This window comes from Mycobacterium fragae (assembly GCF_002102185.1).
In the GTDB taxonomy this organism is placed as follows: domain Bacteria; phylum Actinomycetota; class Actinomycetes; order Mycobacteriales; family Mycobacteriaceae; genus Mycobacterium; species Mycobacterium fragae.
Genome location: NZ_LQOW01000031.1, coordinates 151,011 through 175,268 on the forward strand (window position 1 = coordinate 151,011; position 24,258 = coordinate 175,268).

The window sequence follows — 24,258 nt, forward strand, 5'->3', positions numbered from 1 at the left end:
CTACGGCACGGGAGCGTTCACCCGGCCGGTGATAGGCGGCAGGTCGGCGAGCGTCACGATTCCCGGCCGGGCCGCGACGACGGCGGGCACCGCATTGGTCACCGGCATCGCGGTGTAGATCATGCCGAGACCCATGAATCCCGGCTCGGTCCAGTCCTTGGGCGGCAGGCAGTGAATCACCGTGCGCATATTGGGCAGCCCGAATACCTGGATGACGTGCCCATGCTCCAGCGGCTTCGGCGGCGTCACGTGGTCACCCATGATCCAGTTGAATCCGACGCTGACCACGTTGCGGTCGCCCACCCAGCCCCGGTGATAGCCGTAGACGCCGCCGACGGTGCCGGCCGGGATCTTCATGAAGCCCAGGTCGGTGTCGGCGGTGGCCGCAGTGAACGTGACGTCGAAGGTGATCTTGTCCAAGGCGGCGCCGATCGCGTCGGCCATCATCGCCGCGGACTCTGCGAAGACCTCGCTCTCGCGTCGCACGCTCTCGGCCAGTCCGGGCGTGTCCGGGTCCTGCGAGAAGCCCATCGCGGTCTGTGTGCCCGCGGACTCGTAGGTCGAGCAGTCCACCGATTCGGTGATGCGGATCTCGTCGACCCGCTCACAGGACCCGCTCAGCACCATGCCGACCAAGTTCGTCATCCCGGGGTGCGCGCCGCTGCCGAAGATCGTCGATCCGCCGCGCTCGCAGGCGTCCACGATGCGTTGGCGGTCCTGCGGGGTCTGCTTGCCGCCGGTGATCCAGGCCGCGCTGGAGCACACGTTCACGCCGCATTCGAGTAGCCGCACCAGTTCGTCGACGTTGGGCCACAACGGGTTATAGCAACACGCGTCCGGTTTCAATGCCAACAGCGCGTCGATGTCATCGGTGGCCTTGACCCCGGTCGGCTGCGGCCAGCCGGACAGCTCGGCGGCGTCGACGCCGACCTTGTCCTGCCCGTGCGCATACACCCCGATCAGCTCCATGTCGGGTCTGCCGATGATCGCGTGCAGCGAACGTCGTCCGATGTTTCCGGTCGTCCACTGGATCACCCGCAGCGGTGTGCTCATGTGGCTCCCTTCTGGTGGCCGGGCAGGCCCGGCGAACACCGCTGTTAGTCGGCGATGTTGAACTCGGCGACGACCTTGGTTGGCCGGACCCGCACCACCAGCTCGCCCGGGACGGCGTTGCGCCGGCCGAACTCGGTCGCGCGATGAGCACCCATGTAGCGTCCGCCGATGCGGGTCGCGGTCTCGAGCAGGTCCTCGGCATCGTCGGTTACCGACGCGGTGCCCTGAACCTGGACGAACGAATACGGGGGATGCGGGTCGTCGACGCAGATGACAACGCGCGAATCTCTCGCCAGCGCACGGCCTTTCGCGGTGTCACGGCCGGTGTTGAACACCAGCTCGCCGTCGTCGACGACAAACCACACCGGAGCGACCAGTGGGCGACCGTCAGCCGCAACGAAACCCAGCATCCCGGTGCGGGTGCCCGACGAGAGGAATGCGGTGACTTCCGCGGAGAGTTCCGTCATACCTAAAGCGTGACGATCTCGTAGTCGCCGACGTGGTCGACGAGGACATGCAGCTGGTCCTGGGACGAGCCCAGGGTGTGCTCGATCGCGGTGAGCCGGGCCGCATAGTGGCCGACCGGATACTCCGCGGTCATCCCGATGCCGCCGTGCAACTGGATCGCCTCTTGGCTGATATGACGGCCCGACCGGCCGATCTGCAGCTTGGCCCGCGCCGCGATCACCGGGTCGAGGTTGCCGTCGGCGATCGACATCGCCGCGTAGTAGTTCATGCTGCGGGCCAGTTCCAGCGACACGTACATGTCGGCGGCCCGCTGGGTCAGCGTCTGGAAGGTATTCAGAGTGACCCCGAACTGTTTGCGGGTCTTGAGGTAATCGGTGGTCAGCCGAAGCGCCTCCTCCATGGCCCCGACCGCCTCTGCACACAATGCGGACTGGATGCGGGTGACGGCACGGCGAGTGGCAGCCGACGCGTCGCCGCCATCGCCGAGCGGCTCGCCCGGCGTCTGGTCCAGGTCGATCTGGGCGCCGCGTTGGCCGTCGAACGTTTGGTAGCCATGGCGGGTGACGGCCTGGGCGTCGACCAAGAACAACCCCGTCCCGCCGTCGGGTAACGCCGCGCTGACCACCAGCGTGTCGGCGCAATCACCGGCCAGCACCGGATTCTTGCGACCGGTCAGCGCCCACGAATCGCCTTGCTGCACAGCGGCGGTCGCCTCAGCGCCTCTGGGCTCGGAGTGCGCGAACGCCAGCAGCTTCTGGCCGGCTGCGACCTCGTCCAGCAGTTGCTTCTGCGCGTCGCTGCCCGCTTCGGCGATGATCGCGCCGGGCCCCAGCGCGGCATGCACCACGGGCTCGGGTGCCAGCCGACGACCGATTTCGGTCAGCACCACCATGATCTCGATCTGGCCCGCCTCGGCCGGGTCGAAGCCCAGGCCGAGGATCCCGGTGTCGGCCAATTGGCTCCACACCTCGCGGCTCCAGCCCAGATCGGTGCCGACGACCTTGTTACGGCTTTCCGGGTCGTAGCTGCGGGCCAGCAGATCGCGGGTGGTGTCGCGAAGCAGCGCCTGCTCGTCACTCAACTGAAAATCCATGGCCTGCCTCACAACCCCAGAATTGTGGACGCGATGATGGTGCGCTGCACCTCATTGCTGCCGCCGTAGATGGACGTCTTGCGGTAGTTCAGGTAGCGCGGTGCGCTGTGCTGCGCCCAAGCCGGTGACGTGATCTCGTCGTCGGCATCGAACGGCAGCGCGTCCGGCCCGGCGACCTCGACGAGCAGTTCGGTGGCTGTCTGCTGCAGCTGGCTGCCGCGCAGTTTGAGCACCGACGACGCCGGATTCGGTTTGCCGCCAGACGAACTCGATGCCACCCGCATCTGCGTGAGTTCCAGTGCCAGCAACTCGTTTTCGGCTTCGGCGAGCCGCGCCGCAAACAGCGGATCGTCGAGCAGGCCAGTGTCGGTGGCACGCTGTTTCACCTCGGCGAGACGAACCTTGGTTCGGCCCACTCCGGCGATGCCGGTGCGCTCGTTGCCCAGCAGGAACTTCGCGTACGTCCAGCCCTGATTCTCTTCTCCGACAAGCTGATCGGCGGGCACCCGGACATCTTCGAAAAAGACCTCGTTGACCTCGTGGCCGCCGTCGATCAACTTGATGGGTCGCATCGTGATGCCTGGGGTGTCCAGATCGATCAGCAGAAACGAGATGCCCGCCTGCTTTTTGGGCGCGTCGGGGTTGGTGCGCACCAGGCAGAAGATCCAGTCTGCCCATTGGCCCAACGTGGTCCAGGTCTTCTGTCCGTTCACGACGTAGCTGTCGCCGTCACGCACCGCGGTGGTGCGCAGCGACGCCAAATCCGAACCGGCTTCGGGTTCGGAGAACCCTTGGCACCACCAGATGTCCAGGCTGGCCGTCGGTGGCAGGAAGCGCTGCCTGGTTTCCTGGGAGCCGAACTCCGCGATCACCGGGCCGACCATCTTGGTGTTGAAGTTCAGCGGCTCCGGCACGCAGGCCAGTTGCATCTCGTCGAGCCAGATCTGGTGTTGGGTCGGCGTCCAGTCCTTTCCGCCCCATTCGACGGGCCAGTTGGGCACCGCGAGCCGGTGATCGTTGAGGGTCTTGTGGCTGGTGACGATGTCGTCGCGGCTGGGCGCTAAGCCCAACCGGATGCGCTCCCGGATGTCCGCCGGAATCTCCGTCGTGTAGAAGGCGCGCAACTCGTCGCGGAACGCGGCTTCGTCCGGCGTGAGCGCCAGTTGCATGGCAGTCTCCTCGTTTGGTGCGACGGTTCTGCCCTGCAGGTTAGCGGGTTGCCTCTCGTGGCGACCCGCCGCGCCCGGCTTCGCCGCGTTTGCGATCGCCACGTGCTTTTACAGCGACTCAGCCAGCGTCTCCAAGGTCTGAGCCGCGGTGTAACGCGGCTTCCAGCCCAGCTGGGTTTTGGCCTTGGTCGTGTCCATCACCACCGAGGTCCGCGCGACGTGCAGCCATTCCGCGGACGACGGAACGAACGGCAGCCGGGCGATCACCGCCGAGGCGGCCGCGGCGGCGGCCGCCGGCACGCGCACCGGCCGGCCACCCAGCGCTGCGGCCACGTCGGAAACGGACAGCACGCCCTCGCCGGCGATGTTGTAGGCGCCCGGTGGGGCCGAACCGGTTGCGGCCAGCGCGATGGCCGCCGCGACATCGTCGTGATGCACCAGCTGCAGCGGGTTTCCGGGATCGGGAACCGGTGGTTTGAGAATAGGCAGCGCCCGGGTCGCGGCGCTGGCGTAGGGGATGCGGTTCCACGGCATCGCGTCGGCCAGCGCGCGCGCTTGCGGACCCGCGACGATGCACGGCCGCAGCACGAACACCTCCAACGGCGAGCCGGCCGTGACCTCCTCGAGCGCGGCTTCGCAGGCGGCCTTCTGCTGGGAGTAATAGTGTTCCGGCGAACCCCGCGGCGGCACGTCCTCGGTGAGCGGGACCGGGTTGTCGGAGTGGTAGCCGTAGGCGGCCACCGACGAGCTGTACACCAGTCGGCGCGGTCTGCCGTCCGCGGCCCCGGCCGCACAGGCTTCGAAGACGTTACGGGTGCCGGCCAAGTTCACCCGCTCACTTTCCTCGCGCGACCCCATGATGATGAACGCCAGGTGGACCACCACGTCGGCGTCGGCGACCAGAGCGTCTACCGCGTCGCGGTCCAGGATGTCGCCCTGCCGGTACGTCGTCTTGGTCCATCCCCGCGACGACGGCTCGAAGGGCCGGCGTGCCATGCCGATGATGCGGTCAACGGCCGGATCCCCTTCGAGCGCAGCGACAGCAGACGTGCCGATTTCGCCGGTCGGACCGGTGACCGCGACGGTGAGCCCCATCGAAGTCTCAGCCTGCGCGCCGGCGGGAACGTCTGCGCCACCAGAAGATGCCCAGCACCGTGGCGCCGGCAACCGAGGCGACCACCGCCAGCGGCGGCTTGGCCGCAGCCTTGGTTCGGTCGACCTTGGCCGTCAGCGCGTCGACGGTGTCGCCGAGCTGGCCGCGGGTGCGCTCGATATCGGACTGGATCTCGTCGATCCGTGCGTCGGGTCCTGGCTCAGCTCCGGCCATGGCGAGCGTCCTTCACTTGCTGGATGTCCTCTTTCACGTTGGCGGTGGTTTGCGGCGCCGGCGGGGCTGCCTCGTCGGCCTGCTTTTTGCTGAGCAGCGCCGCGATCCCGGACGCCGATAGCAGCGCAGCGCCGACGATCAGCGCCGCCGCCCAGACCGGCAGCGCCAGCGACACCGCGGCGATGGCCGCCGCAATCAGGCTCGCCGCACCCAGGAATGCCAACAGACCGGCGGCGCCGAGCAGGCCCGCGCCTATGCCTGCGTGTTTCGCCGATTGCTGAAATTCCTTCTGCGCCAAGCGCATTTCGTCTCGAACGAGGCGTGATAGCTGAGCCGACAGATCGGTTATCAGCTCACCGAGCGAGGCGTCGGACTTCGGGTTTGTCTCCAAGCTCATCGTGTCACCTCCGTGCTTAGCGTCCGGCTACCCGCATGGCTGGCCCTCAAACCTCGGTTGTCCACAGTTTGGAGTTAGTCCACAGCGGGACTCAGCACGCCCCGGCGGAAGGCTCGCCGTGAGGGCCGTCGCATTTAGCGTCGGCGCATGCATACCGAACTGCCTGCCGAGCGGCTGCATCGACGACTCGGCGCCCAGCCCGACACCGATGCCGACAACGACGACACCGAAGCTGAGAGTGACCCGAATTCCCTTCTGCCACGCTGGCTTCCGGATGGATCCGCGCAGGAGGGCCTGCTGGCCCGCTTGCGCGCCGATCCGGGTCGTGCCGGCGCCGTCGCTTTGGCGCTGATCGCCGCGATCGCGGTATTGGTCACCATCTTCACGCTGATGCGCGATCAGCCCGCCCCGGTGGTGTCGGCCAAACTGCCGCCGGTCGACATGGCAGCCTCCGCGAGCCGCGGCCCGAGTGCAAGCCCGTCGGCTGGCCCGCCCCAGCCGGTGGTTGTCAGTGTGGTGGGGCTGGTCCACACGCCCGGACTGGTCACGCTGGCGCCGGGCGCGCGGATCGCCGACGCGCTGAAGGCCGCCGGCGGCACCACGGACGGTGCCGACACGATCGGGCTGAATATGGCCCGCCAGGTTGGCGACGGCGAGCAGATCGTGGTCGGGATCGCGCCTGCCAAAGGACAGCCGAGCGTGCTGGGCAGCTCGGTGAGCTCGGGTTCGGGCGCTCCGACCGCTCCCGGAGCCCCGACGGTTTCCGGGACGGCCAGACCCGCACCGGCCGAGGTGCTGAACCTGAACACCGCGACCGTGCAACAGCTCGACGCCCTGCCGGGAATCGGGCCGGTGACCGCGGCCGCGATCGTGGCCTGGCGGGATGCCAACGGCAAGTTCAAAAGCGTCGACCAGCTCGCCGAGGTTGACGGCATCGGCCCTGCCCGCCTGGAAAAGCTGCGCCCGCTGGTCCGTGTCTGAGACCGGTGCAGCGCGGCGGCGATCCCACTGCGGCGCGGCTGGATGTCCGGCTGGTGCCGGCCGCCGTGACCAGTTGGGTGGTCACGGCGGCCGGGATCGTGTGGCCGATCGGCAATGTGATCGGGCTACTGGGTGTGCTGGCCAGTGTGTTCGGCGCGTTGTTGTGGCGCGTGGGATACCGGCCCGCGTTGCAGACCATCGGGGTCGGCCTGGTGGCCGTGGGCGTCGTGGGGGCGGGGTTCGGGTTCGCGATCGCGTTGCGCGCCAACGCAGTCGCGCACCACCCGATCACCGCGGCATTCGGGACAGCGGCACCGGTAACCGCCACGCCCAGCGAAAGCGCCGTGTCGGTGGGCCATGGCCGGCTGATGTTTCGTGCCACGCTGCAGCGGCTGGGGCACGACAAGATGTCCGGCCGCGTAGTGGTTTTCGCGCCTGCGCGCGACTTCAGCGAGGTGATGGTCGGTCAACCGGTGCAATTCCGCGCACGGATCATTCGGCCGTCTCGTCGTGACCTGACGGTGGCGGTGCTCAACGCGATCGGTGCGCCGAGCATGGGCCGCGCCGCGCCGGTGTATCGCGCTGCACACGCCGTGCGCGCAGCGTTCGCGGACAATGCCCGTCACGCGCTGCCCGCGGATCAGGCAGCGATGCTGCCGGCACTGGTCCTCGGGGACACCTCGACGGTCACCACGGTGACCAGCCAAGAATTTCGGGCGGCCGGTTTGACGCACCTCAGTATACGATTAACGCATGGAAAGTTTCGGCGGTGGTTTGGCAGGGATTTATACCCGGATCAGCGCCGACGTGAACGGCGATGCGCTCGGCGTGCAACGTCAGGAAGCAGACGCCCGCAAGCTCTGTGCCAGCCACGGCTGGACCGTCGTCCAAATCTTTTGCGACAACGACCGGTCGGCATACAACCGGCGCAAGGCGCGACCCGCCTATCTCGCGATGCTCGATGCCATCAAGGCGGGCGAGATCAATGTGATCGTGGCTTGGCATCCCGACCGCCTGCACAGGCAAACGCGGGAGTTGGTGCCATTCATAGACCTCATTAATGAATACGGCGTCCGTGTTGAGACCGTCACTGCGGGCCGCTACGACCTATCGACACCATCCGGGCGAATGAATGCCCGCATAGTCGGGTCGGTTGCCGAGTACGAGAGTGAGCACAAGGCCGAGCGGGTTCGGCGCAAGCTAGAGGCAAACGCGGCCGAGGGACTCAACCATGGCGGATCACGCCCGTATGGCTGGACCGTGGACAGGAAGGCCCTCGACCCAGCCGAGGTCGTCGTCGTCCGTGACGCGGCTGAACGGGTTCTTGCGGGGGAGTCGGTCAAGGCAATTGCCCGAGTGCTGAACGGCGCCGGACATCGGACGGCGACCGGCCGAGAATGGCGAGACGTCACCGTCCGTGACATGCTGCTCAGGCCGCGCAACGCTGGTCTCCGCGTCCACCACGGAGAGGTTGTCGGCCATGGAAAATGGACACCGATCCTGCCCGCTGACGTGTTTCACCAGGTTGAGGCGATACTTTCAAACCCGGCCAGGAGAACTAACCCGGGGAATGATGGCCGGGTGCACCTGCTGTCCGTGCTGGCACGCTGCGCAGTCTGCGACACCCCGGTCGTGGTGGCGAAGGGCAAGCCCTACAAGGGCAAGTCGAAGCCCATCTACCGGTGTCGGTCAGCGCATGTCATTCGCGACCAGGCATCCGTCGACGACCTCGTAACCAGGATCATCCTCGCCCGGCTCGCCCTGCCCGATGCCGTCGATCTGCTGGCCGAGCCCGACCGGGCCGAACAGGTGCATGCTGCAGCCGCACGAGTTCAGGAGTTACACGATCGGCTCAACGACGCGGCCGAGGCATACGCGGCCGGTGCTATAACCCTCGCCCAGTTGACGACAATCAACGCCGCGGTAAGCCCCAAGCTGGATCAGGCGCAGACTGACGCGGCGTCACCCGACAGGGACAAAGTGCTCGGCGGTCTTGTCAGGGCGACCCACCCGGCGACCGTGTGGGAACGGATGACACCAGACCGGCGCCGCGCAGTCGTCGATATGCTGGTGGAGATCCGCATCATGCCGACCCGCAAGGGTCCCCGATTCAACCCCAAGTCGGTCAAGATCACGTGGAAGACGTAGCGTCTCGCGGGCGTCGACGACGCTCTCTCGCTCTGCTAGCGGTTCCACTCCCGAGCGGTACCGGGCCGACCATGCTGCTTCGTGAACAGCTTTCCGCACGACTCCTCGTGCAACGGAGGTGCGAGCAACGAGCCACCAGTCCGGGATCTCGTATTCGCTGGTACCGCGCTTAACAGCGAGCTCGATAGTTGGAGAAATTCGTGCGACCGCTGTACTTGCGCGCCTGACATCGCTGGGCCTATTTCTGAGGCGGTAAGGGCTTCCAAAGTACAGAGAACGGCCGCAGAAGCACCGACTTAGGTTCCGATTTGAACTGTTTAGTTGCTGCTGTTTACTTCCGGTTTAATTCGTCACCTATTCGCCCTTAGGTCCTATTTTCGGGATAATGGAACTATCAACTACCGTGCGCTTCGCCGTAACTGAGGGGAAAAGCTATGACCACTGCTGAGGACGGCCTAGCCTCCATCGAAGAGTTTCTGATGGGCACCTTAAGGGGGGCGGTTAAACTTCCCAGGGCCGCCGTCGAGCGCAAGGAACCACGCTGTCGGATCTGTCGTGACGAGTCTGTGCGCACCCTGGTCAACGAGTTGCTCAATTGGCACGGCGCTCCAATCGGGGGGGCCCGTGGCAGGCCTCATGCGATCACCTATGCAGACATTCTGCGTGAGCTGGAGCCCCTCAATGCGGGCCGTGACGAGAGGCGCCGGATAACCTACGATTGCCTCTGGGTTCATGCCAAGCGGCACTACGACTTTGCCGGTATCGCGGCCTATTGGAGGGCCCGGACCAATAGGTTGCTCGGGATTCCCCCAGGAAATAACCGGATATAGAACTATCGAATTGGCACCAGCAAGTACATTAAGTACGAAGATTGCGCTCGTACCTCCATTTGACAGCTATCTGGTATACGGTTGATTAGGCGTGGTCGCTCAGGCGACTAATGGCATTCCGGTCGGGTCACTGCGGAGTGCGGATCACCAATACCTTTTTGCTGCGCCCGCCTGGCTTCGCTGACTCGACTGGCGAGGCCCGTTTATGGGTCCGCTCAGCTGACGCTCTACATCGCGACTGGACCGCCTCCCCACAATCCCAACGTGGGCGTTCAGGCGCGCACAACTCGATCAAAACCACCCATTGGCGGATCAGGCAGAGCAGAATCTGGATGCATCGCCCAAACCTGAGCGCTTAGCTGGGTGGCTCTGGCTACCTCTCCAGAATGCGTCAATCGCAATGAAAATTACCAAGTTTCCAATTACATGGATCGCCACTCTCGTGTTCACCGCGGCAACTACCGCGACATTGACCGCGGTTCCAGTCCACGCAACCAATCTCGACCAGTTGGTGGCCGCCGTCTGCGACATGACGACCTACGTGGAAGGGAAGTCCGAAGTGCCCGGAGACGCCGACCCTCTGCCCGAATCGGCCTTTGAGGCAGGGTGCTTGGCCAGGACGACCAGGAATGCACTCTTCATTGGCCGGTACACGTCAGAGCCTGCGGTACAGCACGACTTGACCCACCTTTCCGACTTCTATCGGAAGGCCGGTGCGCCACCGAACGTCGTGGAAGACGCGAAGAGAGGCGGCGGGACCTACGTACTCGTCCCCATGCCGAATGGGACTGCGGTCCTGTTTGAGGACCCGAACAACGACGACGTCGGGTTGTCCCCGCTGCAAGCTTTCGGATTCGCGATCTCCCCGAACCCGCCGCAAGTTTGACGAGGAAACATTATGAAGTTCGTCACCGCAGCCCTCGCTGGACCGGGCATCATCGCCATCGCAGTGTTGGCGGGATGCTCGTCGCGGTCACCAGGCTCGTCACCGTCACCAGATGTTATGGCCCACGCTGGCGTCAATGATTTCATCGAAGATGTTCATGGGGAGCTAGGAGTTTCTAACTTCGTCACCGGAGATTCGGGTCTGGCTGCTCAGGGTGTCTGGATCTGTAACCAGCTTGACGGCGGAGCACAGTTCAATGTCATGATGGAGCGGTTCGTTCAAGCCAATCCCGGCATCCTGCCCTATACCGCTGGTCGACTTGCGGGTATTGCCGTCCGCGATATCTGCCCTTGGCACCGAAATGACATCCACTGATGGCGGATTTAGTTACCGCCGACTGCAGTCTCATCGCCGCCGACCAGCCCGGTCTTGGGGTGCCCAATGTGCTTACGGGAGAGGAAGTTGTCCGCACAGTGCCGTCTCCTCGCGAATCTCGTCGAGGTTGCTCGGTATCTGGACTGTGCCAAGGATGAGCCGTGAACGTCGCCGCAGCCGCTCGGGTCGACCGCTCATGCTTTTAGTTGATCGCGTTACGGGCCGAGTCACCGCGAACGAAGATTGGTCCTCATGAACGGGACCAAGATCCTGCTAACCGCCGCGACGGTGGCACTGACCGCGCTGCTGATCGCCCCCGCCGCCCGAGCCGACGAGAACCAATACCTGAATCAGGTTGCTAACACGGTCAGGGTCGTGCTGACACGTAGCCAGGCGCTCGACCTGGGCAATACCGCTTGTCAAGCTGTGCGCTCGGCGGTGGCAAACGGGGCGACCTTGGGCAATGCGCGTGCCCAGGCCGACCAGGCGGTCGGTTACGCCCAACAGAACATGGGTCTAGGTCTCAGCGAGGCCGATGGAATGCATCTAGTCGACGCCGCTGTCGATCAGCTGTGCTAATCGATAATGGAGCAGGTCTTCCGTCAGCAGACAAGCCGACCACGCGCGTTGCCCACCGCCTAAGGCCGCGACCACCCTTGCAAAATTTGCACAGAACATAGCGGCATCTGCTTAGCTCGGAGTCATGAAGCGGTTCGTCCTCGCGGCCGCTCGAGTCGCGCATACGGCGAGTTACCACCTTTACGAAATTGCTCAGCGTCGAGTTATCGGCACCCTGTCGGTAGCGCTGAGCCTTGTCGCGATCGCGGTCGGGACCGTCCCATGCGCTACCGCGGCCCCCGCCTCGCAGTACGTCCGGACCGAATCTGGCCGGGTGCGCTGCGTCGTGCAACCGGACAGAGTCGCTTGTGAGGCGAGTGGGCCCGAGAGCACGGGATTCCCTCAAGCGCCGATATCTCTCCCGGAATCGCAATGTCGAAATCCCTGTCCGGGTGGTATTCACTTTGACTTGGCCGAGCTCACGGCTTCAGGCGCTTTCCATTGGAACGACGGCAATATTGGCGGTGGGGGCACGCCGCAGAATGACCTCGTCCTCAACTACGGCCAGACCTATCACATCCAAGGCTGGACTGTATTGCCGAACACTGACGGCACCCGAATCACGAACGACGGCACCGGTCACGGGATGTTCGTCAGCATCGAAAACGTTGCCCCCTTCTGATCCCGATGCCCGTTGGACTTAGGACGCAAATTGAAGATCCGCTAGGAGGGATTGAGTTGATCACATTCAAGATGCTGACAGCAGGAGTACTGCTGGCAGGCCCCGGCGTCCTCGCCGGAGTACCGGTGGCACAGGCCGACCCAACCCCCGCCGAGGTCCAGTACCTCAATGATGTGCGCCACGCGATTCAAGTTTCGCAAGATACCCCAGACCAGGCGAAAAGTGACGCCGAGCTGCTGTCAGAGGGTCATATGGCCTGCCACGACCGGGATCTCGGGGCCGTTGGCGTCGGTAAAACCGGCATCGGGCCCGTCATTGCGACCTGGGCGTTTGCAGACCTGTGCCCGAACGGATGAGGCGGTAACTGTTTGTTGCGATGGCGCGCACAGCCGTGCTCGCGGTAGTACTGCATAAGCCCCGCCCTACAAGAGATTGGTTAGGAAAAAGATGGCGAGCCGCAACGAAAGCAGCGCAAGAAAGGCAATTGCCGCGGCTGTAACAGCTTGTGCTGGTCTAACATTGGCGGCGCTGGCCAGTGCCCCAGCGGCCCACGCCGCTCCTGAGACCTGCGACCTAGCGAACACGTACCCGGGCATGAACCGGGTCGACATCGCCATGACATTGGTCGATCGAGGCCGCTACCGCGACTACGCGACCGCCCGGGCCGTGGTTGACCACGACCTGACTTACTACTGCCCAGGGATACGCTGACGAACCGTACTAGTGCATTTTCTCGCCGGTTGGTCGAATTTCCGTTGCACGCTAACACACGTCCAGCGGCACGTCGCCGCGTTGAATCTCAATGGCGTAGTTGAACATCTGGCGGTCGTCGCCGAACGCTACACCGCGACGATCGAGGTATTCCACCACCACGCTGCGGCATTTGTTGTCCCGGACCATGTCCCAAGTGTCCTTGCAAAGCTGAGGTGTCGCCGTCTGCAGGCGCCCGCAGTTGACCATGAACCGGTGGAAATCATCGTCCGCGATCGCTGACGGGCACACCGAAATAGCCGCCAAGACGATCCCAGCGGCGGAGGCGGCAATTCGGCTCATCATGGTCGAACCCTTTCTTCATCTATGTAACGAGAACTAGCAAACCCGGCAAACCAGCTAACATGGGCACCCGCTCGGTAGGTTGCCCAAATTTTTCTACGGCACCTGCCGCAGGCAGTCAGCCTCTCCGGAGCCGAGATTGGAGTCTGCAGAGTCATTGGCGTAGACGCTCATTAGCCCACCCTGCGGGCCCAGCCAAGTAGTGCAGTTCACTTGGCTCTCGTCAGTGAGCGGGATCCTGACCCCGATCCACTGGCCGGACTGAACGAGCGTCTCGTTGATCTGGTAGAAGCCACCGCCAGGGCAGACCGTGTCCCACGTCAGCGCGGTGTGGTTGCCGATGTCGGGCGACAAGGCCTTGATGCACGGCCCGCCGGACCACGAGAACGTGGTAAATGAGCGATAGACGGTCGCGTGTGCTGGTGCAACCGCCAGCATCAGCCCGGCCCCCTCGATGACCAGCGCAGCGATTGCTCGGGTGATGATTTGCATGGTGTTCTCTCCGGCCCGCTCTAACTCAGGCGGCTAATGGTATTCCGATGCGTGCCTCCGGACTGCGGATCACCAATACCTGGGGCAAGCCCCATAACTCCCGGACCCCAATTGGACATTCGTTCATTAAGAAAGGCTGGGCAAAACCATTTCTTTGGGGCATTAGGCCGAGCAGAATCTGAGTGCATACGGTCCAGATCTGGGGCCCGAAGCCAGGCCGCTAAAAGGCGGGCTTGACGCCTGGCTTTGTGTGCAGCACAAGAGGGGAAGTTATGGCCGCACACATGGGAAAAACTGACTATGGCGGTCACGCGAGCCACACTGGGGTGCTCGCCAAGGAAGGTTCATCTGATGATCAAACAAGTTCTCGGAGTTTCTGGTGTGTCATTCGCGATGGCTGTGGGAACGACGATCACCGCGGCCCCAGCCGCCTTTGCGGACACCTACTGCGGCCAAGCCAGCAGCGGAGCGATGGTTTACGCGGGCAACTCGGACACCTCTTGCGAATTCGCCATGAGCACCGCCGAGGCGTATTGGAACCATGGGAACGGCTCACAGCCGTTCAGCGTGTACAGCCAGGTGACGGGGCGGACTTACACAATGACGTGTACCGATGCTGGCTCGGTGTGTCAGGGCGGGAACAACGCCGTCGTCTACTTACGCGCTGGCTAACTCGACGTATCCGCCGATCCCGACTCCGCGCCCCTGACCCAGAACCGAGGAATCCTATGAAAATCAAGACAAAGTTATTGTCTCTCTTGGTAATCGGTATTGGTGCGCTGATCGTGATGTCGGCACCGCTGGCTCACGCCGATACACCGTGCCTTACGTGCGGTGGTGGCGACTGGCCATATCCTGCACCTATCGTTGGCGAGGAGTGTCGTCATGCTGACCTCAACGGTGTCGTGCAATCGACTACTGGCGATTGGGTCAGGTGTTCATATCAGGCAGGGGTGCCTCTCTATCATTGGATTCTCAACGACGGCGTTACCCAGCCCGATGCCTGGGTGGATAAATTCGGCCACGTAATCCTCATCCATCCCCCTGGGCAGTGACAGCAAGAAGCCCAAACCTCGCTTGCTGCCTGCCGCCCTACTCGATTGGGCTTGGCCCGATAGCGCGGCGCCGAGATAAGCGAATATCGCGTCAGGAGGTCATTATGCTCACCAGTGACGGGAGGATTTGCGCTGATGAGGAATCCTATGGTTGGCGGTTTGGACGTACGCAAGCAGATTCAGCGGGTTATCTTCGTGGTCACCGCAGCAATGATCTGCACGGCCTTGGCAATCCCATTCCAGGCTCGTGCCGAGACCCCCTTGGCGGCCTTCTGCGCTGACAATGCGGCTGAACTTCAGAGAACTTCACATGAGATGGGGCTTGATCCAGCCAAATGGGCCAGTGATCCGAGGAACCTTGCCAGGTTTGGCTTTCACGGGGCTGGCGACATCGACACCCTGTACCACATGGTCATTGACAATGGTGCACCGTATATCACTTCGCACTGGTCGAACGAGACCGGTGCCATCGAATGGCGGTGCTCAGGTCAATGATGGCAATCAAAGTTTGGGCGCCCCAACCAATACGCCTCTAGGTATACGCCGCGCGCGCCCGAGAGGGTGGGATAGCGAACAAGGAAGGAGTGCCAGTGCAAACCACGGCTGCGATTCGCTTGGTAGCAGGCAGCGCGACGCTTGCCTGTCTCTTAATGCCGGTAACTCCGGCGCCAGCTCGCGCCGAGGAGAACAGTTTCCTCGCCCAGGTGCATGGCGCCAACATGCCGCTTACCGACGCCAAAGCACTCAAGCTCGGCCACGCCACGTGCACAGACCTCGGCAACGGCATCGCTATGTCGGCGATCCTTGAATCGAACAGCCCAGCTGTCGGCGGCAGCCCAAGCGGCCGAGTTGCGTTCGGCAATGCAAACTTTGGAGAATTATCTCGGCCAGATCGACCTGCGCAGCACGGCTGATCTCCCAAGAAACTACGAAGCGGGGATCATCGCGGCCAACCGGTACGACGTAGACGCCTTGCCTTCGACCGCCGACCTCGTTGCAGACTTGCGTGACTTCCTGCGCCTCTACGACTCCGCATTACATGTGCGAGATGCTCTGCGACTCAGCACACCAGACAAAGTGATCACTACCAAGCCCGTAGTTGACATCCCGGCGACCGAACCGGTGTTCAAGCCCAAGTGCTCTGACGACTATGTCCAATTTTTCAAGGAGCACCAGAAGGTAAAGACCAGGCGCCATGAGAAGGTCCTGAAGGAATACGGAGAATTTCTCCGAGACCGCGGTCTGACGCCCCGCACCAACGTGCACCCTCGCGACATGACTGCCGACGGTGATGGACAGACATGGCTCATTGAGGTCAAGGTCGTTTATAACGGCAACGGCGCCAACGCTACCCGCGAAGCATTCGCCCAACTGTTCATGTACCAAGCTATCTGGCACCCCGATGACCCGACAGTCCATAAGCTTGCGGTGTTCAGCGAGTCGGTAGGCGACTGGAACATTGCTTTCCTGGAAAAGCATGGCATTACGTCGGTATGGAAGGATGTCGACGGTTGGGCAGGCTCGAGAGACGCAGTCGCCGCGGGAATAGCCGAGCATTACGCGACGGCCCCTAACCAATGACGACGCGGAAGTTACTTGTTGCCCCGTTCCGCCTCGAGCCTGTCGCATTGTGGTCACGGTGGTCAGGTCGGCGCCACCACTATGCCGTTTGTCGAAGCAGTTCTACGGGTTCAGCTGACGCAGGCGCCGGTACTCACCGGGGTGGTGGAGCCGATATCAGCCAGCTGACTGGCCACCTCTTTGGCGGTCAAGGCGAAACCGGTGTCGGGGTCGGCGACGGCCCCGCCGAATACCACACCCAGCACCTGGCCACTGAGGTCGATCAGCGGGCCGCCCGCACTGCCTGGATCCACATTGGCTCTGATCGTGTACACCTCGCGGTTGACCGTCGTGGTCCGGTAAATATCGGGTCCGCTGAGTTGGATAACTTCCCGGACCCTGGCCGGAGTCGCTACAAAGCCGCCGCCCCCGGGATAGCCCATCACCAAAGCGTCGGTGCCGGATGTCACCGGGGCTGAGGCGAAGGCCAGCGGTCCCGGCGGCAAGTTGGCAACCGACAGGATCGCGATGTCGACGGACGGGTCGTAGGACACCACGGTGGCGTCATACGGGTTGCCGCTTGCCTCGACGCTGACGGTATTTGCACCGGCCACAACGTGCGCGGTGGTCATCACCCGGTCGGGGGAAATCACAAAGCCGCTGCCTTCCAATACCTTCTGGCAGCCGACAGCGATTGCGCGGATCTTGACCACGCTGGGTTCGGTAGCCGCCATCACAGGGTTGTTGGCCAGCGCAGGATCCGGTGCGGCGACTGAGGGCAGCGTAGCGGTGGCGCTGGGCGTCGAGATAACCGGTGATACAGCAGTGGTCGATGTTTCGGTGGTCGTGGTGCCCCGCCGGTGCCACGGATGCCAAATTAGCGCGATAGCGACAACCAGCACGACAACCGCAATAATCGCACCCGCGGCAAAAAGTCGATGGCTTGAACGGCCGGTGGCTGGTCGGGTCGGCGATTCACCGGCTGCTTGCGCCTGACCATTGTCTGGCACTGGCATGTGGAGGAGTATCCCAGCTGGCTCTGCCACCCGCCGGGTCTTGCTGCTTCAGCACCTTCAAGGTCCGAAACAGCGTGCTCCGGCTAATTCCGAACATGGTAGTCAACTCGCTCACCGGCTCACCCTGTCGGTAGAGGCGCAAAAGCCGCTTCTGCTGTGCTGCGTCGAGCTTCATTGGCTTGGTGGCCGCCAAGCCGCGAGCGATACGAGCCTCGCGAGAGGCGGCTCGGCGCTCCTTGCCGAGTTCGAGTTCCAACTCCGCGATCGACGCCATGATGCTTGTGACGGCACGACCGGTCGGAGTGTTGGTGTCCACCCCTTCCCGCAGAGACCGCACGTGGACACCACGAGTAGTCATCTCATGCAGTGCAGTGGCGACCTCGCGGACGGATCGTCCGAGGCGGTCTACCGCGGCGATCACGAGGTGGTCGCCTTCGCGGAGCCAGCCCATGCATTCCGTCCAGCCCGGCCGGTTGCTTCCGGCACGTCCGGAGGCGGTGTCGGTGAATACCCGATCGGGTGTGATGCCCGCAGCTGCGATGGCGTCGTGCTGCTGGTCGACGGACTGCTGTCCGGTGGAGACCCGGAGGTACGCGGCGGTGCTCATGGCCATATGAACCACCGGGGCCCGACAAATCATCCAGTATCAGATCCAGGGGAAGTCGGACTGGCTTGTGACACTGGGAAATCGGACGCCGCGACCTGCCCCGATTCGATGCCCGGGCCGGGCCCGCCGTCGGTACCGGATCTTTAGAAACGACACCCTCGCATGTACAGTGGTCTGGTCACCGCCATGCGGTGGAATGAATACCGGTCTTTCGTGAAGGCAACTACGAGTGCGGTTGAAATACACCCAAAAGGGTAGTAGTGGACCTGACCAGATCGGGGTCGCAGCATAGCTTAGTCAGGGTGCCCCCGGAAAGACGAACCATCTGCACAGGGCGTGTAGGTGGGTCGCTTTCCGGAGTGCACCCTTTTCGTTTCTCCGGATTGCGACCAGCAACAACCAATTTGGAGGAACAACAAGATGACCAAGAGCCATGCACAGTTCACCGATGAGCACCTGGACCGGCTGGCCAAGATCGCGCTTGAGGACCAAGAGGGCTTGTTTGAGCGCGAGCGACACCTAGCTGTATACCGCCGACGATTGCTCCTCATCGCTCTCTGCCAGGGCGCCGCGCTGCACTACGTGCAATGCAAGAAAGGCCTGCAGCACACGAAGGGGGTAAAAGATCTTGACGTCTATAGCTTCTACGCAGAGCACCCTAGAGTTCCCTGGCCATACCGACGATATGGCAAGGCGGACTTCGGGGAATCAGAGTTCGGATGCCACCCAGATGACCTTCCGTACAAAGGCAAGCCGTTCATCGGGAGACATGTCGACCTCACTGGGCGGGCCTTGCCGGTTCGGCCCGAGGGTAACCCGATCGAGGCTGTGCGCATCTGGCTTACCACCAGCAAAAATCCGACGCCACGACATCTGCGCGAACAAGCCGTCGTGGGGCTGTATCCGACGCGCTACCAGGGCACGATCATGTGGGACGTCAGCGTCGACCTCTAAGTGAGGCCGGGCCCGCAAGCAAGCGACCTATCCTAGCTTGGGCTGGATTGGTTCTTCGCCTGGCCACTCGGTTGGCGAAATTGGCTAGGCCCCCGGTCAGTACATGCCGGGCCGGGCTGTTAAGGCCGTGTGGCACCGGTGGTGCCAGGTGAGTGATGTTCAATCCGGCCGCTACTATGCACTGGCTGAATACGCGACGCCCATCGATCTGGCCCGGTTCAGTCTTGCCCACAATTTTCCTAAGGATCGATCGCGGGAAATCGCCAAATATTGCGCCCTCTATCGGTGATGTTGGTGAACTCATTCACTCTGATGAGCAGGTCACCGTCTTCAGGCAACCGTTCCCTGTAAGCCCAACCACCTTTGTTGCTCACGCCTGGTATCGGAGGGATGCTCGGGTCGAACTCCACGACCAAGTTGTCTTCCCGCAGCTTGCGGTAAAAACTGCGGAGCCGCTGGAGCTTGTCGTCGGACATTCCCACACCACCAGTAGCGACATACTCCCCATGGTCCCGGAGCCTTTTGAATGGAGACGTGTTGCCCATCTCCACCGGGACTTTGAAGGGGAAGTGCCGAAGCGCCAACTCTCTAGGAGTGAGCCGCCCCCCGTAGGTGTGCTTTATCCAGGACACGTACTGACGGGTGACGCCGTATTGCTTCGCGATGTCTGACTGTGACAGCCCTTTGTTCTTGAGGGCTTCGACGATGGCGGGGGTAAGCCTTTCTTTACCGTCGGCAGTTCTGCCCTCATCCTCGGTGGGCCGTGCATTCAGTACCACTGCCGCCGTTCCTTCCGTAAATCGACTGCCGATGAAATCGACCACGGTGTCCATGCGCGGTACGCCACCGCAGTAAAGGTCCGGCAGTGTTTAGCCATCGTGCCAGTCGGTGATGTAGCGGGTGATTATGTGATGATTACCGGGGTCTTGACGCATCTCGGCAGCTAGTCCGATTTCAGTGGCGAGGGCTTCCACCACCTCGTCGGTGGCATGATCAGCCCATTCCCAGTCGTCGCGTTGCTGCCCGCAGGCGCACCTGCGATCGCTATCGGGGTAATGCGTTTTAAAGGTTCCCACGAGGGCGCGGTAGAAGCTGTTCAGTGTTCTGCCTTTCGGTGCTGTTTCAAGATCGACGCAGGTACCTGCCGCTGCTTCATGATCGACCGAGACGTTAACACCGGGGTCCGACAGTAGGAACGCCAGGCAAGGGCCCACGAAGCGGCATTGGAGTTCGGCGCCGTTGTCCACCGTTACGACCCGCTCGTCAGAAGCTCGGGTTAATCTCGCGCAGAATGTTGGACGAGAGGGAATAACGGCCACCATGGCGAAGACGAATGCCAACTTGATCTGGAAGATTGCCGACCTGCTGCGCGGGCCCTATCAGCCCAATCAGTACGGCGACGTGATCTTGCCCTTCACAATCTTGCGTCGCCTCGACTGCATCCTGGAGCCGACGAAGGACCAGGTGCTCGCGGAGTATAAGAAGCTCGCCTCGACCAAGGTCGACGCTGGGGTACTGCTGAAGGCGAAGTTCAAGCTGCCCTTTTACAACACGTCTCGCTGGAACTTCGCCTCTCTGACCGGCGACCCCGAGGGTGTGGCCGACAATCTAATCGACTACATGGAGCACTTCTCACCCAACGTGCGCGACGTCTTCGACGGCTATGGATTGATCGACGAGATCGCCAAGCTGGCCAAATCTGATCGGCTGTACCTGATCGTCAAAGAGTTCGCCGCCGTCGATCTCCATCCCAACGTGGTTACCGGCCACGACATGGGCTACATCTTCGAAGAGCTGATCCGCAAGTTTGCCGAGTCCAACTCGACCCAGGCTGGTGACCACTTCACCCCCCGCGAAGTCATCGCTCTAATGGTTGACATCCTCTTCCACACCCAAGACGACGTCCTGACCAAACCGGGCACCGTCCGCACCATCTACGACCCTGCCGCCGGTACCGGCGGCATGCTGTCGACGGCCTACGACCACCTCGTTGAAATGAACTCCAAAGCGCGGCCGGTGCTCTACGGGCAGGACATCAACCCCCGCTCATATGCCCTGTGCAAGTCCGACATGATCATCAAGGGCCAGGATGTTGACAACATCTACCTAGGCGACACCCTCACCGACGACGGCTTCCCCACCAAGCACTTCGACTTTCTGCTATCCAATCCGCCCTTCGGTGTGGAATGGCGCACCCAACAGAAGAAAGTCACCGACGAACACGAGCAACGAGGCTTCGCAGGGCGATTCGGCCCTGGTCTCCCGCGGGTGTCGGACGGATCGCTCCTGTTCCTGCTGCACCTGATCTCCAAGATGCAGCCCGTCAAGAACGGGGAGGGCGGCAGTCGCCTGGCCATCGTACTCAACGGGTCCCCCTTGTTCACCGGCGCCGCGGGGTCCGGCGAGTCAAACATCCGGCAATGGATTGTCGAGAACGATCTCCTGGACGCGATCATTGCCCTACCTACCGACATGTTCTACAACACCGGCATTGCCACCTACATCTGGATCTTGGACAACCACAAGCCGCCCACACGCAAGCGCAAGGTGCAGTTGATCAACGCCGTCGACATGTACGGCAAGACGCGCAAGTCGCTCGGATCCAAGCGGAAAGAACTGCGGCCCAAAGATACCGAGCAGATCTGTCACCTGTACGACAGCTTCCGCAACGAGCACGGCAGCGATGAGCATCCCGCCTTGTCGAAGGTTTTTTCGGGTGACGAGTTCGGGTACTCCACCATTACAGTCGAACGGCCCCTGCGACTGCGATTCGAGCTCACCAAGGACAAGGTCGAAGGGGTCCTGGCCCGGAAAAACATCGACAAGCTCAAACCCGGCGAGCAAGCCGCCATCCACAACGCCCTTATGGGTCTAATCGGTATGGAGTGGAAGGACCGTGACAAGTTTGTCACGGACCTCAAAGAGGCACTTCAGAAGGCCGGATTAACCAAACCTCCTGCCCCGGTCGTGAAGACAATCTGGTCGACGATCGGTGAGCACGATGACGACGCCTCCATTGTCGTCGATGCCAAAGGTAATCCCGAGCCAGATCCGGCGTTGCGGGATACCGAGAACGTGCCATTGACGGAGGACATCGAGGAGTACTTTGCCCGCGAAGTTCTTCCTAATGTCCCCGACGCCTGGGTCGACCACGATAAAACCAAGATCGGCTACGAGATCCCATTCACCCGTCATTTCTACCGGTACGTCCCACCCAGATCCCTCGAAGAGATCCAAAAGGATCTCCGGGTACTTGTATCTGAGATTCAGGCGATGCTAGCGGAGGTCGGCGCATGACCCGGGCCTCTGACCGGGACCGCAAGCCCTCGGGAATCGAATGGCTTGGCGCTATCCCATCATCCTGGCGCGTGGCCGAAGTCAAGCACACTCATCAGGTGACCCTTGGCAAAATGCTGCGAACAGAGGCCGGAGATCCTGGTGATGTCCTTCTTCCCTACCTACGCGCAGCACATATCCCACCGACGGGCTTTACGCTCGATGACCCCAAAAAAATGTGGTTTACGAGAGACGAGGCCAGCGCGTTGACTCTCAAGAAGGGCGATGTTGTCGTGGTTGAAGGTGGGATGGGTGGGTACGGTCGCTGCGACATTGTCCCAGAAGACTTACCTGGCTGGGGGTTTCAGAACTCGATCAACCGACTGAGGCCAAAGAACGGCAATTGCGGCACGTACACGAAGTACCTACTACAAATCGCTCGCGAGAGGGGCTTCATCGACGTCCTCTGCAGTGTTTCGACGATGCCGCACTTGACTGCCGAGAAGCTCGGTGCGATACGCCTGCCGCTACCGAGGACGGACGAGCAATGGGCAATCGCCGGATTCCTCGACCATGAGACGGAGAAGATCGATGCGCTGATCGGTAAACAGGAACAGCTTATCGCCACCTTGCGCGAGGACCGCACCGCGACTATCAGCCACGCCGTCACCAAAGGTCTCGATCCTGATGTAGCGATGGTGGATTCTGGTGTTGAGTGGCTTGGCGAGATTCCGTGCCAGTGGACCGCACTTCGCATCAAGAATGTCATCCGATCGGTGGAGGCGGGGACGAGCGTCAACGCTGCTCCCTGGCCTGCCGAGCCTGAGGCGATCGGCGTCCTCAAGACCAGCTGCGTCTCCGCTGGGTGGTTCAACTGCGCTGAGAACAAGGCTGTTGTTGATGACGACGAAATCGGTCGCGTCACATGCCCAGTTCGAGCGGACTCACTCATCGTGAACCGCGCAAATACACCGCTCTTGGTAGGGTCTGTCGGATATGTAACAAGCGATCTCAAAAACATTTACCTGTCCGACAAGCTATGGCAGGTGCGGTTTGGTGGCGCGCTAGCGCGGTTCATTTACTACTGGGCGCAGACGGAACGGTATCGATCGCAGATTGCTGCCCTGTGCGTGGGCGCCAGCTCCAGCATGCAAAACCTCGCGATGGCAGACTTCCGAAATATCGCGCTTGCACTGCCGCCGCTCGACGAGCAGGCTGAAATCGTCCGTTTCCTTGCCGATCGCACCAACAAAATCGACAAGCTAATTGCCAAGTCCAACAAGGTCATCGAAGCCCTCAAAGAGTATCGCTCTGCTCTGATCACCGACGCGATAACGGGCAAGATCGATGCCCGGGAAGCTGTGGCGTAGGTATGGGTAGGGCGCAGACAATTCAGATCTATCTGCCGTCGGGTGATCCGGCCGGACTGCGGGTCGCCAGCTTGACTACGCGGACGGTTCGGGTATTTGAGGTGCCTCGTTCCCTACTGGCCGAGTTTTTGAAGCGGCCCGAGGCTGGTCAGGTTGGCGTGTACTACTTGTTCGGGTCCAACGACGACGAGATGCCCCAGTGCTACATAGGCCAATCCGGAAACGTTGGTGGTCGGCTTAAGCAACACACCGGTCAGAAGGATTTCTGGACCAGGGCCATGGTGGCGGTGTCGCTGACCAACGAGTGGACCGCTACTCACGCCGCCTATTTGGAGTGGTTATCTGTGGCGCGGGCGACGACAGCCGGGCGCTATGTGCTGATCAACAGCAACCAGGCCTCGAATCCGTTCACACCAGAGCCACTAGAGGCCGACTGCCAGGAATTTATCGACACGGTGGCGGTCCTGTTGGCCACCCTCGGTGCACCGGTATTGGAATCGGTGAAGGCCGGATCGCCGCAGGCACTGGGGCAAACAAGTTCTGCTGCTGGAGATTCCGAGATGCTGTTCTTCCGGGAAACCGGATGTAACGCGAAAGGCTACCTGACCTCAGAGGGCCTGCTTGTGTTGGCTGGATCACGAGGACGTCCGGGTCTCATGCCCTCTGCTCCGGCCAGGATTGGCAAGCAGCGCGACATGCTTGAGGGCGACGAGGTCATCACCATGAGTGATCAGGAACTGGTGTTCCAGAAAGATCACTTGTTCAGCAGCCCGTCGGCAGCTGGGTGTGTGCTTATCGGTCGCAAGACGAACGGTCGCAATCACTGGCGCAACGCGAAAGGGTTGTCCATCAACGACTTGGAACAACTGGCACTGTCGACCGGCGCCACCGCTGTCGAAGGTTAGACG

General features: G+C 62.2%; 29 protein-coding genes and 1 pseudogene. 17 read left to right on the forward strand and 13 right to left on the reverse strand.

Features of this window, described 5'->3' with window-relative positions:
• The 7 genes from AWC06_RS19130 to AWC06_RS19160 all read right to left on the reverse strand — a co-directional run bounded on the left by AWC06_RS19130 (position 1) and on the right by AWC06_RS19160 (position 5,507).
• Complete coding sequence (locus tag AWC06_RS19130; protein WP_085199574.1) at positions 1-1,053, reverse strand: NAD(P)H-dependent amine dehydrogenase family protein; 1,053 nt, start codon at positions 1,051-1,053, stop codon at positions 1-3.
• Positions 1,054-1,097: 44 nt separating this feature from the next.
• Positions 1,098-1,520 carry a PPOX class F420-dependent oxidoreductase gene (locus tag AWC06_RS19135; protein WP_085199575.1) on the reverse strand — a complete coding sequence of 141 codons (423 nt, stop codon included), beginning with the start codon at positions 1,518-1,520 and terminating at the stop codon, positions 1,098-1,100.
• Positions 1,521-1,522: 2 nt separating this feature from the next.
• The gene (locus tag AWC06_RS19140; protein WP_085199576.1) at positions 1,523-2,614 is read right to left on the reverse strand and encodes an acyl-CoA dehydrogenase family protein; all 1,092 of its coding nucleotides are present in this window, start codon (positions 2,612-2,614) and stop codon (positions 1,523-1,525) included.
• A gap of 8 nt (positions 2,615-2,622) precedes the next feature.
• Entirely contained in the window at positions 2,623-3,783 is a 1,161-nt protein-coding gene (locus AWC06_RS19145; protein WP_085199577.1) for an acyl-CoA dehydrogenase family protein, read from the reverse strand.
• Between the two features lie 108 nt (positions 3,784-3,891).
• A complete protein-coding gene (locus AWC06_RS19150; protein WP_085199578.1) occupies positions 3,892-4,878 on the reverse strand; it encodes an NAD-dependent epimerase/dehydratase family protein in 987 nt (328 codons plus the stop codon).
• A gap of 7 nt (positions 4,879-4,885) precedes the next feature.
• Positions 4,886-5,110 carry a DUF3618 domain-containing protein gene (locus AWC06_RS19155; protein ID WP_085199579.1) on the reverse strand — a complete coding sequence of 75 codons (225 nt, stop codon included), beginning with the start codon at positions 5,108-5,110 and terminating at the stop codon, positions 4,886-4,888.
• Positions 5,097-5,507 (reverse strand): phage holin family protein, encoded by a 411-nt coding sequence (locus tag AWC06_RS19160; RefSeq protein WP_085199580.1) that lies wholly within the window; start codon positions 5,505-5,507, stop codon positions 5,097-5,099. The genes AWC06_RS19155 and AWC06_RS19160 overlap by 14 nt, the downstream gene beginning before the upstream one ends.
• A gap of 147 nt (positions 5,508-5,654) precedes the next feature.
• On the opposite strand from AWC06_RS19160, the gene AWC06_RS19165 reads away from it, so the two are divergent.
• From AWC06_RS19165 to AWC06_RS19205, 8 genes and pseudogenes are all read left to right on the forward strand, one after another.
• On the forward strand, positions 5,655-6,488 hold the full coding sequence (locus AWC06_RS19165) for a ComEA family DNA-binding protein (RefSeq protein WP_085199581.1): 834 nt from the start codon (positions 5,655-5,657) through the stop codon (positions 6,486-6,488).
• 5 nt (positions 6,489-6,493) lie between these two features.
• A pseudogene (locus tag AWC06_RS23710) lies at positions 6,494-7,228 on the forward strand (ComEC/Rec2 family competence protein); the annotation flags it as partial.
• Positions 7,229-7,241: 13 nt separating this feature from the next.
• Positions 7,242-8,636 (forward strand): recombinase family protein, encoded by a 1,395-nt coding sequence (locus AWC06_RS19175; RefSeq protein ID WP_085199583.1) that lies wholly within the window; start codon positions 7,242-7,244, stop codon positions 8,634-8,636.
• 1,230 nt (positions 8,637-9,866) lie between these two features.
• Positions 9,867-10,352: a hypothetical protein gene (locus AWC06_RS19185; RefSeq protein ID WP_085199585.1), complete on the forward strand. Its 486-nt coding sequence runs from the start codon at positions 9,867-9,869 to the stop codon at positions 10,350-10,352.
• Positions 10,353-10,364: 12 nt separating this feature from the next.
• Entirely contained in the window at positions 10,365-10,727 is a 363-nt protein-coding gene (locus AWC06_RS19190; RefSeq protein WP_085199586.1) for a DUF732 domain-containing protein, read from the forward strand.
• Between the two features lie 252 nt (positions 10,728-10,979).
• Positions 10,980-11,306: a hypothetical protein gene (locus tag AWC06_RS19195; protein ID WP_085199587.1), complete on the forward strand. Its 327-nt coding sequence runs from the start codon at positions 10,980-10,982 to the stop codon at positions 11,304-11,306.
• A 448-nt stretch (positions 11,307-11,754) separates the two neighbouring features.
• A complete protein-coding gene (locus tag AWC06_RS19200; RefSeq protein ID WP_085199588.1) occupies positions 11,755-11,967 on the forward strand; it encodes a hypothetical protein in 213 nt (70 codons plus the stop codon).
• 56 nt (positions 11,968-12,023) lie between these two features.
• Positions 12,024-12,323: a hypothetical protein gene (locus AWC06_RS19205; RefSeq protein WP_139820129.1), complete on the forward strand. Its 300-nt coding sequence runs from the start codon at positions 12,024-12,026 to the stop codon at positions 12,321-12,323.
• 406 nt (positions 12,324-12,729) lie between these two features.
• On the opposite strand, the gene AWC06_RS19210 is transcribed toward AWC06_RS19205, so the two are convergent.
• Together AWC06_RS19210 and AWC06_RS19215 are read right to left on the reverse strand one after the other, a co-directional pair.
• The gene (locus AWC06_RS19210) at positions 12,730-13,023 is read right to left on the reverse strand and encodes a hypothetical protein (RefSeq protein ID WP_085199590.1); all 294 of its coding nucleotides are present in this window, start codon (positions 13,021-13,023) and stop codon (positions 12,730-12,732) included.
• 93 nt (positions 13,024-13,116) lie between these two features.
• Positions 13,117-13,512, reverse strand: coding sequence for a hypothetical protein (locus tag AWC06_RS19215; RefSeq protein ID WP_085199591.1), 396 nt, complete (start codon positions 13,510-13,512; stop codon positions 13,117-13,119).
• Between the two features lie 351 nt (positions 13,513-13,863).
• Between AWC06_RS19215 and AWC06_RS23445 the strand changes: the two genes are divergently transcribed.
• From AWC06_RS23445 to AWC06_RS19230, 5 genes are all read left to right on the forward strand, one after another.
• A complete protein-coding gene (locus tag AWC06_RS23445) occupies positions 13,864-14,184 on the forward strand; it encodes a hypothetical protein (protein ID WP_211281995.1) in 321 nt (106 codons plus the stop codon).
• A gap of 56 nt (positions 14,185-14,240) precedes the next feature.
• The gene (locus AWC06_RS23110) at positions 14,241-14,567 is read left to right on the forward strand and encodes a hypothetical protein (protein ID WP_139820130.1); all 327 of its coding nucleotides are present in this window, start codon (positions 14,241-14,243) and stop codon (positions 14,565-14,567) included.
• 159 nt (positions 14,568-14,726) lie between these two features.
• A complete protein-coding gene (locus tag AWC06_RS19225; RefSeq protein WP_139820131.1) occupies positions 14,727-15,062 on the forward strand; it encodes a hypothetical protein in 336 nt (111 codons plus the stop codon).
• Positions 15,063-15,157: 95 nt separating this feature from the next.
• Positions 15,158-15,481, forward strand: a complete 324-nt coding sequence (locus AWC06_RS23115) for a DUF732 domain-containing protein (protein WP_139820132.1) — start codon at positions 15,158-15,160, stop codon at positions 15,479-15,481.
• The gene (locus AWC06_RS19230) at positions 15,429-16,148 is read left to right on the forward strand and encodes an MrcB family domain-containing protein (protein WP_244899123.1); all 720 of its coding nucleotides are present in this window, start codon (positions 15,429-15,431) and stop codon (positions 16,146-16,148) included. The genes AWC06_RS23115 and AWC06_RS19230 overlap by 53 nt, the downstream gene beginning before the upstream one ends.
• Before the next feature lie 110 nt (positions 16,149-16,258).
• Here the strand turns inward: AWC06_RS19230 and AWC06_RS19235 are convergent, their stop codons facing one another.
• Both AWC06_RS19235 and AWC06_RS19240 read right to left on the reverse strand, forming a co-directional pair.
• A complete protein-coding gene (locus AWC06_RS19235) occupies positions 16,259-17,143 on the reverse strand; it encodes a MarP family serine protease (RefSeq protein WP_085199594.1) in 885 nt (294 codons plus the stop codon).
• Complete coding sequence (locus AWC06_RS19240; RefSeq protein ID WP_227370929.1) at positions 17,103-17,750, reverse strand: recombinase family protein; 648 nt, start codon at positions 17,748-17,750, stop codon at positions 17,103-17,105. Before AWC06_RS19240 ends, AWC06_RS19235 begins: the two co-directional genes overlap by 41 nt.
• 420 nt (positions 17,751-18,170) lie before the next feature.
• Here AWC06_RS19240 and AWC06_RS19245 point away from each other — a divergent pair, with 420 nt between their 5' ends.
• The gene (locus AWC06_RS19245; protein WP_085199595.1) at positions 18,171-18,704 is read left to right on the forward strand and encodes a hypothetical protein; all 534 of its coding nucleotides are present in this window, start codon (positions 18,171-18,173) and stop codon (positions 18,702-18,704) included.
• A gap of 239 nt (positions 18,705-18,943) precedes the next feature.
• Here the strand turns inward: AWC06_RS19245 and AWC06_RS19250 are convergent, their stop codons facing one another.
• Both AWC06_RS19250 and AWC06_RS19255 read right to left on the reverse strand, forming a co-directional pair.
• Positions 18,944-19,537: a helix-turn-helix domain-containing protein gene (locus AWC06_RS19250; protein ID WP_227370928.1), complete on the reverse strand. Its 594-nt coding sequence runs from the start codon at positions 19,535-19,537 to the stop codon at positions 18,944-18,946.
• 36 nt (positions 19,538-19,573) lie between these two features.
• The gene (locus tag AWC06_RS19255) at positions 19,574-19,951 is read right to left on the reverse strand and encodes a hypothetical protein (RefSeq protein ID WP_085199596.1); all 378 of its coding nucleotides are present in this window, start codon (positions 19,949-19,951) and stop codon (positions 19,574-19,576) included.
• Positions 19,952-20,024: 73 nt separating this feature from the next.
• Here AWC06_RS19255 and AWC06_RS19260 point away from each other — a divergent pair, with 73 nt between their 5' ends.
• The 3 genes from AWC06_RS19260 (at position 20,025) to AWC06_RS19270 (ending at position 24,255) form a co-directional block, all read left to right on the forward strand.
• A complete protein-coding gene (locus AWC06_RS19260) occupies positions 20,025-22,001 on the forward strand; it encodes a type I restriction-modification system subunit M (RefSeq protein ID WP_085199597.1) in 1,977 nt (658 codons plus the stop codon).
• A 71-nt stretch (positions 22,002-22,072) separates the two neighbouring features.
• Positions 22,073-23,350 carry a restriction endonuclease subunit S gene (locus tag AWC06_RS19265; protein ID WP_169715380.1) on the forward strand — a complete coding sequence of 426 codons (1,278 nt, stop codon included), beginning with the start codon at positions 22,073-22,075 and terminating at the stop codon, positions 23,348-23,350.
• A gap of 2 nt (positions 23,351-23,352) precedes the next feature.
• Positions 23,353-24,255: a GIY-YIG nuclease family protein gene (locus AWC06_RS19270; protein WP_085199599.1), complete on the forward strand. Its 903-nt coding sequence runs from the start codon at positions 23,353-23,355 to the stop codon at positions 24,253-24,255.
• The last annotated feature ends 3 nt before the right edge of the window (positions 24,256-24,258 follow it).

Bases quoted from the DNA above. Each gene is read 5' to 3' on its own strand.
- AWC06_RS19240 (WP_227370929.1), bottom strand. From the start codon at position 17,750: ATGAGCACCGCCGCGTACCTCCGGGTCTCCACCGGACAGCAGTCCGTC.
- AWC06_RS19140 (WP_085199576.1), bottom strand. From the start codon at position 2,614: ATGGATTTTCAGTTGAGTGACGAGCAGGCGCTGCTTCGCGACACCACC.
- AWC06_RS19190 (WP_085199586.1), top strand. From the start codon at position 10,365: ATGAAGTTCGTCACCGCAGCCCTCGCTGGACCGGGCATCATCGCCATC.
- AWC06_RS19215 (WP_085199591.1), bottom strand. From the start codon at position 13,512: ATGCAAATCATCACCCGAGCAATCGCTGCGCTGGTCATCGAGGGGGCC.
- AWC06_RS19195 (WP_085199587.1), top strand. From the start codon at position 10,980: ATGAACGGGACCAAGATCCTGCTAACCGCCGCGACGGTGGCACTGACC.
- AWC06_RS19245 (WP_085199595.1), top strand. From the start codon at position 18,171: ATGACCAAGAGCCATGCACAGTTCACCGATGAGCACCTGGACCGGCTG.
- AWC06_RS19250 (WP_227370928.1), bottom strand. From the start codon at position 19,537: ATGGACACCGTGGTCGATTTCATCGGCAGTCGATTTACGGAAGGAACG.
- AWC06_RS19130 (WP_085199574.1), bottom strand. From the start codon at position 1,053: ATGAGCACACCGCTGCGGGTGATCCAGTGGACGACCGGAAACATCGGA.
- AWC06_RS19270 (WP_085199599.1), top strand. From the start codon at position 23,353: ATGGGTAGGGCGCAGACAATTCAGATCTATCTGCCGTCGGGTGATCCG.
- AWC06_RS23110 (WP_139820130.1), top strand. From the start codon at position 14,241: ATGAAAATCAAGACAAAGTTATTGTCTCTCTTGGTAATCGGTATTGGT.
- AWC06_RS19175 (WP_085199583.1), top strand. From the start codon at position 7,242: ATGGAAAGTTTCGGCGGTGGTTTGGCAGGGATTTATACCCGGATCAGC.
- AWC06_RS19150 (WP_085199578.1), bottom strand. From the start codon at position 4,878: ATGGGGCTCACCGTCGCGGTCACCGGTCCGACCGGCGAAATCGGCACG.
- AWC06_RS19135 (WP_085199575.1), bottom strand. From the start codon at position 1,520: ATGACGGAACTCTCCGCGGAAGTCACCGCATTCCTCTCGTCGGGCACC.
- AWC06_RS19210 (WP_085199590.1), bottom strand. From the start codon at position 13,023: ATGATGAGCCGAATTGCCGCCTCCGCCGCTGGGATCGTCTTGGCGGCT.
- AWC06_RS19185 (WP_085199585.1), top strand. From the start codon at position 9,867: ATGAAAATTACCAAGTTTCCAATTACATGGATCGCCACTCTCGTGTTC.
- AWC06_RS19235 (WP_085199594.1), bottom strand. From the start codon at position 17,143: ATGCCAGTGCCAGACAATGGTCAGGCGCAAGCAGCCGGTGAATCGCCG.
- AWC06_RS19230 (WP_244899123.1), top strand. From the start codon at position 15,429: ATGCAAACTTTGGAGAATTATCTCGGCCAGATCGACCTGCGCAGCACG.
- AWC06_RS19145 (WP_085199577.1), bottom strand. From the start codon at position 3,783: ATGCAACTGGCGCTCACGCCGGACGAAGCCGCGTTCCGCGACGAGTTG.
- AWC06_RS23445 (WP_211281995.1), top strand. From the start codon at position 13,864: ATGATCAAACAAGTTCTCGGAGTTTCTGGTGTGTCATTCGCGATGGCT.
- AWC06_RS19260 (WP_085199597.1), top strand. From the start codon at position 20,025: ATGGCGAAGACGAATGCCAACTTGATCTGGAAGATTGCCGACCTGCTG.
- AWC06_RS19160 (WP_085199580.1), bottom strand. From the start codon at position 5,507: ATGAGCTTGGAGACAAACCCGAAGTCCGACGCCTCGCTCGGTGAGCTG.
- AWC06_RS19165 (WP_085199581.1), top strand. From the start codon at position 5,655: ATGCATACCGAACTGCCTGCCGAGCGGCTGCATCGACGACTCGGCGCC.
- AWC06_RS19155 (WP_085199579.1), bottom strand. From the start codon at position 5,110: ATGGCCGGAGCTGAGCCAGGACCCGACGCACGGATCGACGAGATCCAG.